Origin of the sequence: Streptococcus sp. HMSC065E03, assembly GCF_001815045.1 — a bacterium.
Classification (GTDB): Bacteria; Bacillota; Bacilli; order Lactobacillales; family Streptococcaceae; genus Streptococcus; species Streptococcus parasanguinis_AD.
Genome location: NZ_KV818852.1, coordinates 203,331 through 216,495, shown reverse-complemented (window position 1 = coordinate 216,495; position 13,165 = coordinate 203,331). Strand labels below are relative to the sequence as shown.

Annotated in this window: 9 protein-coding genes; 8 read left to right on the top strand and 1 reads right to left on the bottom strand. The window is 44.0% G+C overall.

What is annotated here, in order from left to right:
• Positions 1-202 precede the first annotated feature (202 nt).
• Positions 203-1,342: a tRNA epoxyqueuosine(34) reductase QueG gene (gene queG / locus HMPREF3002_RS05710; protein WP_070665525.1), complete on the bottom strand. Its 1,140-nt coding sequence runs from the start codon at positions 1,340-1,342 to the stop codon at positions 203-205.
• A 115-nt stretch (positions 1,343-1,457) separates the two neighbouring features.
• Between queG and manA the strand changes: the two genes are divergently transcribed.
• The 8 genes from manA to recG all read left to right on the top strand — a co-directional run bounded on the left by manA (position 1,458) and on the right by recG (position 12,888).
• Positions 1,458-2,402 carry a mannose-6-phosphate isomerase, class I gene (gene manA, locus HMPREF3002_RS05705; protein ID WP_070665523.1) on the top strand — a complete coding sequence of 315 codons (945 nt, stop codon included), beginning with the start codon at positions 1,458-1,460 and terminating at the stop codon, positions 2,400-2,402.
• Between the two features lie 129 nt (positions 2,403-2,531).
• Complete coding sequence (locus HMPREF3002_RS05700) at positions 2,532-3,272, top strand: MerR family transcriptional regulator (protein ID WP_070665521.1); 741 nt, start codon at positions 2,532-2,534, stop codon at positions 3,270-3,272.
• A gap of 369 nt (positions 3,273-3,641) precedes the next feature.
• Positions 3,642-5,486, top strand: a complete 1,845-nt coding sequence (locus HMPREF3002_RS05695; RefSeq protein ID WP_070665519.1) for an APC family permease — start codon at positions 3,642-3,644, stop codon at positions 5,484-5,486.
• Positions 5,487-5,660: 174 nt separating this feature from the next.
• The gene (secA, locus tag HMPREF3002_RS05690) at positions 5,661-8,180 is read left to right on the top strand and encodes a preprotein translocase subunit SecA (RefSeq protein WP_021153773.1); all 2,520 of its coding nucleotides are present in this window, start codon (positions 5,661-5,663) and stop codon (positions 8,178-8,180) included.
• A gap of 52 nt (positions 8,181-8,232) precedes the next feature.
• A complete protein-coding gene (locus HMPREF3002_RS05685; RefSeq protein ID WP_070505229.1) occupies positions 8,233-9,261 on the top strand; it encodes a 3-deoxy-7-phosphoheptulonate synthase in 1,029 nt (342 codons plus the stop codon).
• Positions 9,262-9,347: 86 nt separating this feature from the next.
• The gene (gene acpS, locus HMPREF3002_RS05680) at positions 9,348-9,713 is read left to right on the top strand and encodes a holo-ACP synthase (RefSeq protein ID WP_031572889.1); all 366 of its coding nucleotides are present in this window, start codon (positions 9,348-9,350) and stop codon (positions 9,711-9,713) included.
• On the top strand, positions 9,700-10,812 hold the full coding sequence (gene alr, locus HMPREF3002_RS05675; protein ID WP_070665517.1) for an alanine racemase: 1,113 nt from the start codon (positions 9,700-9,702) through the stop codon (positions 10,810-10,812). The genes acpS and alr overlap by 14 nt, the downstream gene beginning before the upstream one ends.
• A 60-nt stretch (positions 10,813-10,872) precedes the next feature.
• Entirely contained in the window at positions 10,873-12,888 is a 2,016-nt protein-coding gene (recG, locus tag HMPREF3002_RS05670; RefSeq protein WP_070665515.1) for an ATP-dependent DNA helicase RecG, read from the top strand.
• Positions 12,889-13,165: the final 277 nt, after the last annotated feature.

Genomic DNA, 13,165 nt, shown 5'->3' with positions numbered 1-13,165 from the left:
TTAGTTTTGAGCCTAAGGTCTCAAAACTCCCGAGCTCTTGAAACTATTAAGTTTCAAGAGCTTTTCTCACGTCGGAAAGTTTCAGTTGATGATTGAATAATTCTAACGAATAAATTTTTTTATTTTTACAGAAGTTAATAGATTTGTATAAAATAGCAATTTGTATACGCCTTCACACTAAGGTGACAACCTTAGTGTTTTTTCATTGTAGCTGTGAATCTGCTTGAATGCCGAATTTTTCAAAGAAAGCAGTTCGTTCTTCTATGATAGCATCGGTCGGATGTTTGATATTCCGTAAGAGCTCAACAAGGTCCGGCGTGACTTCACGAAGCAGTTGCCCTAAGGACCAGATAGCCGTTGCAATATGAATCTGATTTTGTGAAGTTTCGATGATGTTCAGGAGCTTAGGGATGGCCGAACGGTCATTGGCATTGGCTAATGCAATGATGGCATTGCGCTGGAGGATGTTCTTGCCTCGCCAACTTCCAGCAACATGTCCGAATTTTTCCTTAAATTGTCCGTTGGACAGCTCGATAAAAGGAATCAACTCTGGATGAGCCAGATCAGGATCGATTTCTGTTGCTAAGGGATTATCTAGCCCTTTGTTATAAGGGCAGCAAATCTGACAGATGTCACATCCATAGATGACCGTTTTAATTTTCTTGCGAAATTCTAGGTCCATCATGCCCTTGTCTTGGGTTTGGAAGGACAAACAACGCTTGGCATTCATAGAGCCATCTCCGATTAAACAGGAGGTTGGGCATGCATCTAAACAACGTCGACAGTCTCCACAACCATAGTCGACTGGCTGATCCGGTTCGATTTCGAGGTTGGTAATCAATTCGCCCAGAAACATGTAAGAACCGTATTCTTTTGAAATGACCAAGCCATTTTTTCCGATAAAGCCAATACCAGCTCGTTGGGCGACAGCCGTATCAACCAGTGCTCCAGTATCGACCATGCCCTTGTATTCAAAATCTTGCGTCATTTCTTCAATCCCAGCAGCTAAGCGGTTGAGCTTGTCTTGAAGGACATAATGGTAGTCTAATCCCCAGCTGTTGGGCGTGAATTTTCCTCTTTTATAGGCTGTTTTTTGAGGTTGCTGCTTGAGTTTGTGGGGGTAGGCGACAGCGATTGAGATGATGGTCTTAGCGGAGGAGAGACTTAATTTGGGTTGGATGCGCTCTTCAATATTCTTATGCTCGAATCCAGAATTCCGTCCTTCCTCAACGGCCAAGCGGAGCGATTTTTCCAAATAAGCGAAGTCATCAGCGGTTGTAAAGCCAATTTTTGAAATCCCAATAGAATGCGCCAGTTGGATAATGTTTTCTTTTAGTGTCATCCCTTTCATTATACACAAAAATGAAGTTTCTGGCGAGAGAGGAAAATGATGGAAAGGGCTTTCAAAAACTTTCTTTTTTTTGTATAATAGAAACATGAAATGCGAGGAGGATATTATGGGACAACCATTATTTTTACATTCAGTCATGCAGGAAAAAATTTGGGGAGGAACTCGTCTGAAAGAAGAATTTGGTTACGAAATTCCGAGCGACCATGTCGGTGAATTTTGGGCGATTTCAGCCCATCCACATGGGGTTTCTAAAGTAGCCAATGGTCCATACGAAGGAATGGGATTGGATCAGCTCTATCAAGAGCATCGGGAATTATTCGGTAATCGTAAAGAACCTGTCTTTCCTTTATTAACAAAGATTTTGGATGCCAACGATTGGCTCAGTGTACAGGTGCACCCAGATGATACCTATGCAATGGAGCATGAAGGAGAACTTGGAAAAACTGAGTGTTGGTATGTGATTGCGGCTGATGAAGGATCTGAGATTATCTATGGGCACAATGCCAAGTCAAAAGAAGAACTCCGCCAGCAAATTGAGGACAAGAACTGGGATGCCTTGCTGACAAAAGTTCCTGTCAAGGCTGGAGATTTCTTCTATGTGCCAAGTGGGACCATGCACGCCATTGGATCTGGAATATTGATTCTTGAAACCCAACAGTCGAGTGACACCACCTACCGGGTTTATGATTTTGACCGTAAGGATGCTCAAGGAAACTTGCGTGAACTTCACTTGGAAAAATCAATTGATGTGTTAAACATCGGTGAGCCTGCCAATAGCCATCCAGATACAGTTGTGATCGATGATCTTCGAATGACCACCTTGGTTGCCAGTGATTTCTTCACTGTTTATAAGTGGGAACTGACTGGAAAAGCTGATTTTGAAAAGACTGCTGATTACAGCTTATTGAGTGTCTTAGCCGGAGAAGGGAAATTGACGGTAGATGGAAAGGATTATCTTATTCAAAAGGGAAGCCACTTTATCTTACCGAGCGATGTTGAATCTTGGACTTTGGAAGGGCAAGGTTTAGAATTGATCGTAAGTCATCCATAAAAAAGAAAGGGTTTGAGTTAATGCTGTGGAGCGACTCAAGCCTTTTTTCATCTGGTATAAAAATTTTTTAAAAAATTCTTGACTCTGACCTAAGGGGAGGGATTATACTATCCTTGTAAGGAGGAAATCATGTACCATATCAAAGAAGCTGCAGAGCTGTCAGGTGTCTCTGTCAAGACCCTGCACCACTATGACAAGATAGGACTTCTCGTCCCTGTGAAATCCGAAAATGGTTATCGGACATACAGTCAAGAAGATTTAGAACGATTACAGGTGATTCTCTACTACAAGTATCTAGGATTTTCCTTAGACCAAATAGCAGAACTCTTAGCCGAAGAAAAATCTAACTTATTGCCCCATTTGACCAAACAGTTGGACTATTTGACTCAAGAAAGACAACGTCTGGATACCTTGATTTCTACCTTGCAAAAAACCATTCAAGAACAAAAAGGAGAAAGAAAAATGACCATTGAGGAAAAATTTACTGGATTTAGCTACCAAGATACTCAAAAATACCACCAAGAAGCAGTAGAGAAATACGGTCAAGAAGTCATGGACCAGGCTCTCGAGCGCCAAAAGGGGCGTGAAGATGAGGCTACGGAAGCCTTCAACCAAGTTTTTCAAACTTTGGCGCAAAATCTCAAAGATGGTCTACCCGTATCAGCAAATGAAAACCAAGATCAAGCAGCCAAACTGTTAGATGCGATTCGAACGTATGGATTTGACTGCTCTATAGAGGTTTTTGGCCATATCGGCAAAGGCTATGTCTATAATCCAGAATTCAAGGAAAACATCGACAAGTTTGGAGCTGGCACAGCCCAGTACACTTCGGATGTCATTGCCTTTTATGTCGAAAATCAAGCAAAATAAAAAAGAGAGAGTGGGACAGAAATCGGTAATTCGTTAGAATTCGATTTCGTCGTCCCTCCTCCGCACAGTTGAGTAGGGCTGTAAAAGCTGATGAAATTAGCGTAGTAGAGCCCATCAACCACTGCGTCTTGCTCGACAATCCAAAAATAATTGAGAGGCTAGGATTTTTGTCCCAGCCTCGTTTTTTGCTTGGATCAATTTGAAAAGAAGCTGGCTGATCTAAGAGAGGTTGAATGAACACAATGAAAGCTTTATGAAAATTTCACAATTTTAGTTGACAGTCTTGAAAAAAAGGAGTAGAATAACCCCTGTTTTATGAAAAGAGGCAGGGAATTCCCGGCCTCATGAACTTTTTTCAAGGAGTTTTTTATGTTTTCAACATTGAAAAAATGGTTTATTGGCCGTCCGTTGAAATCTGGTGCAGAAGGTGAAGGCGGATTGCTAGGGAAAATGCAGGCCTTGGCCATGCTCTCTAGTGACGCACTTTCTTCCATTGCCTATGGTCCAGAGCAAGTTATTTTGGTCTTGATGACTGTATCAGCAGGAGCCATTTGGTGGTCCATTCCAATTGGGATTGTGGTCCTGGTTCTCCTAGCCAGTTTAACGATTTCTTATCGCCAGGTCATTCATGCCTACCCTCAAGGGGGAGGGGCCTACATGGTGACTACGGAGAACTTGTCTCCCAAAGCGGGGTTGATCGCTGGTGGGAGTCTCTTAGTCGACTACATGCTGACGGTAGCAGTATCTGTTTCTTCCGGTGCAGATGCCATCACGTCAGCGATTCCATCTCTTCATCCTTATAATCTTCACATTTCCATTTTGTTGGTCTTGATTTTGATGCTGATGAACCTTCGGGGGCTACGCGAATCAGCGACATCCTTGATGATTCCGGTCTACCTTTTCATTGTCAGTACCATTGCCTTGATCGGCTATGGTGTGATCCAAATTTTGACGGGTCAGTTGGCCTATAATGCAACTGCTCATGTGGGGCAAACCATTTCAGGGGTTAGTGTCATTCTCTTGTTGCGGGCCTTTACGAGTGGATCGGCTTCACTAACAGGGGTTGAAGCCATCTCCAATTCGGTTCCTTTCTTTAAGAAACCAAAAGCAAAGAATGCAGCCTCTACCTTGACCATTATGGCTTTGATTTTGGGGATCATGTTTGCAGGGATTACCTTCCTCAATTACTGGGTGGGTGTCGTTCCAGCAAAGGGGGTAACAACTCTAGCCCAAATGGCCCAAGCCATCTTAGGGAATTCCCCAGTCGGTAAAGCATTCTTTTACGTCTTCCAATTGTCAACAGCCTTGATCTTGGCAGTTGCGGCTAATACCGGTTTCTCAGCCTTTCCAATGTTGGCCTTTAACATGGCTAAAAATAAATACATGCCACACATGTATATGGAAAAAGGGGATCGTCTGGGCTATTCCAATGGGATTTTGACCTTGGCGGTTGGTGCCATCGTCTTGCTCTTGATCTTTGATGGGCAAACAGAAAGTTTGATTCCGCTTTATACCATTGGGGTCTTTATTCCTTTTGCCCTTTCTCAAACAGGGATGGTGATCCACTGGAAACGCCAATATCAAAAAGGATTTCTTAAGTATTCGCTTGCCAATATCCTGGGGGCAGCCATCTGTTATGGAATTGTCTTGATCCTCTTATTATTCCGTTTGCGTGAGATCTGGCCCTTCTTCCCTATTATTGGTCTCTTGCTTTGGATGTTCTTGAGTATCCGTAATCACTATGATAAAGTTGCGGCTCAATTGCGCTTGGGAGGTCAGATCGAAAAGACAAGTTATGCGGGCAATACCGTGATTGTCCTTGTTGGGAATGTCACTCAGGTAAGTGTGGGAGCTATGAGTTATGCAAATAGCCTAGGAAACGATGTTATAGCTATGCACGTCTCAACGGAAGAAACCAAGGTTAAAGACGCTGAGGTAGCAGAAGAATTTAAGCACTATTTCCCTCATATTCGCTTTGAAAATGTCATGACCAGTTACCGGGATATTATCCAGCCAACAGTTGAATTTGTCTCAAAAGTGGCTGAGGAGGCCAAGGAAAAAGGCAACACCGTTACAGTCCTAGTCCCTCAATTTATCCCTAAAAAACATTGGCAAAATATTCTCCACAACCAAATGAGTTTGAAATTGAAGTATGCACTTCGTTGGCATGAAGAAGTGGTTGTGGCAAGCTATTCTTACCATTTGTCTGAATAACGATCGCCTAAAGAAAAGATGTCTGCTTGAGCAGGCATCTTTTTGGATTTTCTTACACGAAAAAAACCACTCGAAAGTCTTGTAAGATACAGCCTTGATCTTGAAAAAATGTTTAAAAAATGCTAGAATAAAAAGAACATTTTAGATTTTGAAAAATTCAAAGTAAGGAAAAAAATGGCAAATTTATTAAAAACAATTATTGAAAATGATCGAGGCGAAATCAAACGCCTTGAAAAAATGGCTGATAAGGTCTTTTCTTATGAAGACCAAATGGCAGCTTTGACGGATGACGAATTAAAAGCGAAAACAGTTGAGTTTAAGCAACGTTACCAAGATGGTGAGTCTTTGGATGATCTCTTGTACGAGGCTTTTGCAGTTGTTCGTGAAGCTGCAAAACGGGTTCTTGGTTTGTTCCCATACAAGGTTCAGGTCATGGGGGGAATCGTCCTTCACCATGGTGACGTTCCAGAGATGCGTACAGGGGAAGGAAAAACCCTAACAGCAACCATGCCGGTGTACTTGAATGCCTTGTCTGGTAAAGGGGTGCACGTTGTTACCGTCAATGAATACTTGACAGAGCGGGATGCAACAGAGATGGGAGAACTTTACTCATGGCTTGGCCTTTCAGTAGGGATCAACCTTGCAGCAAAATCTCCAGCTGAGAAAAAAGAAGCTTACCTCTGTGATATCACTTACTCAACCAACTCAGAGATTGGTTTTGACTACTTGCGTGACAACATGGTTGTGCGTGCAGAAAACATGGTTCAACGTCCATTGAACTATGCCTTGGTCGATGAGGTAGACTCCATCTTGATTGACGAAGCGCGTACTCCGTTGATCGTTTCTGGTCAGACAGCTTCTGATACGAGCCAGCTCTATCACATGGCGGATGCTTATGTGAAGACCTTGACAGAGGACGATTACATTATCGATGTCCCATCTAAAACCATCGGTTTGTCTGATTCAGGAATCGATAAAGCAGAAAGCTACTTTAATCTTGAAAACTTGTACGATATTGAAAATGTAGCTTTGACTCACTTTATCGACAACGCCCTTCGTGCCAACTACATCATGATTTTGGATATCGACTATGTGGTCAGCGAAGATCAAGAAATCTTGATCGTCGACCAATTTACTGGTCGGACCATGGAAGGACGTCGCTATTCTGATGGACTTCACCAAGCGATTGAAGCCAAAGAAGGTGTTCCAGTTCAAGAAGAAACCAAAACATCTGCATCGATTACTTACCAAAACCTCTTCCGTATGTACAAGAAGTTGTCAGGGATGACAGGGACAGGGAAAACCGAAGAAGAAGAATTCCGTGAAATTTATAACATTCGCGTGATTCCAATTCCAACCAACCGTCCGATTGCCCGTATTGACCATCCAGACCTTCTCTACCCAAGCTTGAAATCAAAATTCAAGGCTGTTGTAGAAGATGTCAAGTCTCGTCATGAAAAAGGGCAACCAGTCCTTGTAGGTACCGTTGCCGTTGAAACCAGTGATTACCTTTCTCAATTGTTGGTTCAAGCAGGTGTCCCTCACGAAGTTTTGAATGCGAAAAACCACTACAAAGAAGCGCAAATCATCATGAACGCTGGTCAACGTGGTGCTGTTACCATCGCGACCAACATGGCCGGACGTGGTACCGATATCAAGCTTGGTGAAGGTGTTCGCGAACTCGGTGGACTGTGTGTCATCGGGACAGAACGTCACGAAAGCCGTCGGATCGATAACCAGCTTCGTGGACGTTCAGGACGTCAAGGGGATCCAGGTGAATCTCAATTCTACTTGTCTCTTGAAGATGAATTGATGCGTCGTTTCGGTTCTGAACGGATCAAAGCAGTGCTTGATCGCTTCAAGTTGAGCGAAGAAGAATCAGTAATCCGTTCAAACATGTTCACCCGTCAGGTAGAGGGTGCTCAAAAACGGGTTGAAGGAAACAACTACGATACCCGTAAACAAGTCCTTCAATACGATGACGTGATGCGGGAACAACGGGAAATTATCTACGCTGAACGCTATGATGTTATCACAGCTAACCGTGACTTGGCACCTGAAATCAAGGCCATGATCAAACGGACCATCAAACGGATTGTTGAAGGAGCCAGCCACTCAAGTAAGGAAGAACGCGTTGAAGCGATTCTGAACTTTGCCAAATACAATTTGGTTCCGGAAGATACGATTTCTGCAAGCGATATTGAAGGAAAATCTGACAAGGAAGTTATCGATTACTTGTATGCACGTGCAGAAGAAATCTATGCTAGCCAAGTAGCGAAATTGCGTGACGAAGAGTCTGTGCAAGAATTCCAAAAAGTCTTGATCCTTCGTGTGGTGGACAGCAAGTGGACGGACCATATCGATGCTTTGGATCAATTGCGAAATGCGGTTGGACTCCGTGGGTATGCGCAAAATAACCCAGTGGTAGAATACCAATCAGAAAGTTTCCGTATGTTTAACGATATGATCGGATCGATTGAATTTGATGTGACTCGTCTCATGATGAAAGCCCAAATTCACGAACAAGAACGTCCACGTACGGAACACAGTATTTCAACAACTGCGACTCGCAACATTGCAGCGCAACAACAAGATATTCCAGCAGATATTGACTTGTCACAAGTGAAACGCAACGATTTATGCCCTTGTGGTTCAGGTAAGAAATTCAAAAACTGTCACGGACGTAAATTTTAAGAGCTCCTCTGAAATAGAAAGAGGATGGGTCTAGGTAGCATAAGGAGGCCGTATGGTATTCATTACGAAGAGCAATAAGATTGATGAGCAAGAGATCACTTCGCTTTACCGCTTGGAAGGTCCAGCCTTGGAGCGCAAAGAAGCGCGTGATCGAGAATTGGAAGCTATTATCAAAGGAGAAGACCAACGGATCCTTCTTGTGATCGGGCCTTGCTCTTCTGATAATGAAGAAGCTGTGATGGAGTATGCCCGTCGTTTGGCAGACTTGCAAGAGCAAGTGAAAGATCAAATTTTCATTGTGATGCGGGTCTATACGGCTAAACCTCGGACCAATGGGGATGGCTATAAAGGCTTGATGCACCAACCAGATACACATGCAGCACCAAGCTTTGTGGATGGTTTGAAAGCAGTCCGACATCTCCACTACCGTGTGATTACCGAGACTGGTTTGACAACTGCGGATGAGTTGCTTTATCCAGCAAGTCTTCCTTATGTTGAGGATTTAATTTCTTATCATGCCATTGGAGCTCGTTCAGTTGAAGACCAGGAGCACCGCTTTGTATCTAGTGGGATCTCTGCTCCGACAGGCATGAAGAATCCAACCTCTGGAAATCTTTCTGTCATGTTCAATGCGATTTATGCAGCCCAACATCCCCAAAACTTTTTGTTCAATGCCCAAGCAGTGGAAACATCAGGAAATCCTTTAGCCCATGCGATCCTTCGTGGGGGCTTGGATGCAAGTGGTAAGAATATTCCAAACTACCATTATGAAGATTTGCTAGCGGCAGCAAAACGCTATAGCGAAATGGGCTTGCAACATCCCTTCATCCTGGTGGATACCAACCATGACAATTCTGGCAAACAATTCGAAGAGCAAGTACGCATCGTGAGAGAAACCATGATGAACCGTGCTTGGAACAAGGATTTGGCAACTTTAGTTCGTGGTTTCATGATTGAATCCTATCTAGAAGATGGCCGTCAAAATGAACCAGTGGTTTATGGTCAATCCATCACAGATCCTTGCCTGGGTTGGGAAAAAACACAGGCCTTGGTCAAAGAAATTGCAACGATGAATAAGTAAAAGGCAGGGGCGGAAGGAGTGATTCTTTAGCCCCTTCTCTTTTGTCAGTAAAACGATACTGAAACGATAAATAAGGATAAAACAAGATGATCAAAGGACATGGCATCGATATCGAATCGATCGCTGCGATTGAAAAAGCCTATCAGAAGAATACTCGATTCGCTGAAAAAGTCTTAACCGAGGCTGAGCGAGAGCGCTTTGAGGAATTGTCTGGAAAACGGAAAATGGAATATTTAACGGGCCGATGGTCCGCCAAAGAAGCCTTTTCAAAGGCAATGGGAACAGGGATTGGACCGGTTGGTTTTCAAGAGTTAGAAATTTTAAATGATGCCCACGGAGCTCCCTATTTTTCCAAGTCTCCTTTTTCTGGGAAGGTATGGATTTCGATCAGTCATAAGGGAGACCTAGTGTCGACCAGTGTCATTTTGGAGGAAGAAAATGAAAGCAAGTAAACATAGACCAACTGTTGCTAGAGTCGATTTGGATGCCATTGCCTTTAATGTGCAACAAGTCAGTGACCATATTCCGAGTCAAGCCTTGAAATATGCAGTCGTCAAGGCCAACGCCTATGGTCATGGGGTCGTTGCGGTGACCAAAAAATTGGCGCCTCAGGTAGATGGTTTTTGTGTTTCCAATATGGATGAAGCCCTCGAAATCCGTGAAGAAGGCTTGCAACACCCTATTTTGATTTTGGGAGTTGTGCCAAGTGAAACAGTGAATCTAGCCAAAGAGCATGACATCCGCTTAACGGTGGCGAGTCTTGCTTGGTTGGATCAATTGCTTGGACAAGAAGCAGATCTTTCAGGATTGAAGGTCCATATCAAGGTGGATTCAGGAATGGGGCGGATTGGATTCCGAAGGATCGAAGAGATCAAAGAGGCTGAACGCCTCCTCTTAGCAGCTGGAGCTGAAATTGAAGGGATCTTTACTCATTTTGCAACAGCAGATGAGGCAGATGATCGAAAATTTCAAGCGCAATACCAGTTTTTCAAAGAAGTATTGGCTGCTCTTGAAATCCTTCCTCCTATTGTCCATGCGAGTAATTCAGCCACTTCTTTGTGGCATGCGGATACGATTTTCACAGCTGTACGCTTGGGAGATGTCATGTATGGCTTGAATCCGAGCGGATCTGTGTTAGCCTTGCCATATGAAATTAAGCCAGCTTTGAGTTTGGTGAGTGAGTTAGTTCATGTGAAACAGTTAGAAGCTGGTCAAGATATTGGTTACGGGGCAACCTATACGACGGAAGAACCCCAATGGATCGGAACGATTCCTATCGGCTATGCGGATGGTTGGATCCGAGAGATGCAAAACTTTCATGTGCTGATTAAGGGGGACTATTGTCCCATTGTTGGTCGCGTTTCGATGGACCAGATAACGGTTCGCCTTCCTGAAGAATTGCCTCTGGGGACCAAGGTTACCCTGATTGGACGAGAGGGCGAAAAAGAAATCACGGCAACAGAGGTTGCAGATTACCGTGGTACCATTAATTATGAAGTGGTCTGTCTCTTGAGTGATCGGATTCCTCGTGACTATACAGATGAAGAATAAGAAGAAGCAGGTGGGATTTTCCCGGATGGACCTGCTTTTTTATAAAAGAAAGGAGGAGAAATGAATCTACACCAACCCTTATCCGTACTGCCTGGAGTTGGTCCAAAATCGGCGGAAAAATTTAAAAAGTTAGGGATTGAAACTTTAGAAGATCTGCTCTTGTATTTTCCCTTTCGCTATGAAGACTTCAAAACGCGCAATGTTTTAGAGTTGGAAGATGGTGAAAAAGCAGTCATCTCTGGGGTGGTAGCAACACCAGCCAATGTCCAATATTATGGCTACAAACGAAATCGCTTGCGTTTTTCGATCAAACAGGGAGACCAGGTCATTGCGGTTAATTTTTTCAACCAACCCTATCTAGCAGACAAAATCGAGGTCCAGCAGACAGTGGCGATCTTTGGAAAATGGGACAAGGCCAAGGGGAGTTTGACAGGAATGAAGCTCCTGGCTCAAGTGGAAGATGATTTGCAGCCGGTCTATCGAGTGACACAAGGAGTGAGCCAAAACAGCCTGGTGAAATTGATCAAAATAGCGTTCGACCAGGGCTTGGACCAGCTTTTAGAAGAGAATGTCCCCCAGATCTTACGAGAGCGTTATCAACTCATGTCTCGTTCCCAAGCAGTGCAAGCTATGCATTTCCCTAAGGATCTAGCAGAGTATAAGCAAGCTCTTCGCCGGGTAAAATTTGAAGAGCTCCTCTTTTTCCAGTTGCAACTCCAAGTGTTAAAGGAAGAAAACCACGATGCCAGCCAAGGGATTTCCTTGGCCTGGAATCCAGAAAAATTAGCAGAACGAAAAAAACAGCTCCCTTTTGAGCTAACGCAAGCTCAAGAAAACAGCTTGAATGAAATCTTGACAGATATGGCTTCTCCTTATCATATGAACCGCCTCTTACAAGGGGATGTGGGAAGCGGGAAGACAGTCGTGGCCGGTCTTGCCATGTATGCAGCTATTAGTGCTGGTAAGCAAGCTGCCTTGATGGTTCCAACGGAGATTTTGGCAGAGCAGCACAAGGAAAGCTTGCAAAATCTTTTTCCAGATTTGCCAATTGCCCTTCTAACAGGAGGATTAAAGGCGGCTGAGAAACGAGAAGTCTTAGAAGAGATCGCCTCAGGAAAAGCCCAATTGATTGTGGGGACACATGCCTTGATTCAAGAGGGAGTTCACTACCAAGATCTAGGCTTGGTCATTATTGATGAGCAACACCGCTTTGGGGTTTCCCAGCGCCGTATTCTTCGAGAAAAAGGACAAAATCCAGACGTCCTGATGATGACGGCTACCCCTATTCCCCGGACCTTGGCTATTACAGCCTTTGGAGATATGGATGTGTCCATCATTGATCAGATGCCTGCGGGACGCAAGGAAATCATCACACGTTGGGTCAAGCATGAGCAGTTAGAAGTGGTCCTCGACTGGTTAGTCAAAGAACTTGGCAAAGGTTCTCAAGCCTACTTTATTTCTCCATTGATTGAGGAGTCAGAGGCGCTAGATTTGAAAAACGCCCTTGCCCTCCAAGAAGAGCTAGAGACCTTCTTTGGACAGCGAGCACGCGTTTCTCTGCTTCACGGGAAGATGAAAAGTGAAGAAAAAGATGCCATCATGCAGGCCTTTAAAGAGCACCAAGTCGATGTTTTGGTGTCTACGACCGTTATTGAAGTAGGAGTCAACGTACCCAATGCGACCGTTATGGTCATTATGGATGCAGATCGGTTTGGTCTTAGCCAACTTCACCAGCTTCGAGGCCGGGTTGGTCGGGGAAGCAAGCAATCCTATGCTATTCTAGTAGCCAATCCTAAGACAGATAGTGGCAAACAGCGCATGAAAATCATGACAGAGACGACCAATGGCTTTGTGCTAGCGGAAGAAGATTTGAAAATGCGGGGTTCAGGTGAAATCTTTGGAACCCGTCAATCTGGGATTCCAGAATTTCAAGTGGCGGATTTGGTAGAAGATTATCCCATTCTGGAAGAAGCAAGGAAAGTTGCCAGCCAGATCGTAGCCACGCCAGATTGGCGCGAACACCCCGATTGGCATTTGCTCTCGCTTTACTTAGAAAAGAAAGAACATTTAGACTAAAATATAAAAAGGGAGTAGAGAGGAAATTCTTTGGATTCCACTCTACTCCCTTTAAGATGGCATTTTACGGGCTTTGTATCTTGATGAAATGCGACAGGACGAAGGTGGATCGATACTATCCACCTGAGGAGTTAGTGAGTCGTGTAGGCAAGGCACCATAGTGCTTGCCGTTACACGAATTGAACACGCCCTAAATGCTGTGTGAAAAAGATAAATTCTCTTGTGAGCTTCGCTCCCGGCGACAATTTCCTATTTTCACTTTGCATTTTACGGGCTT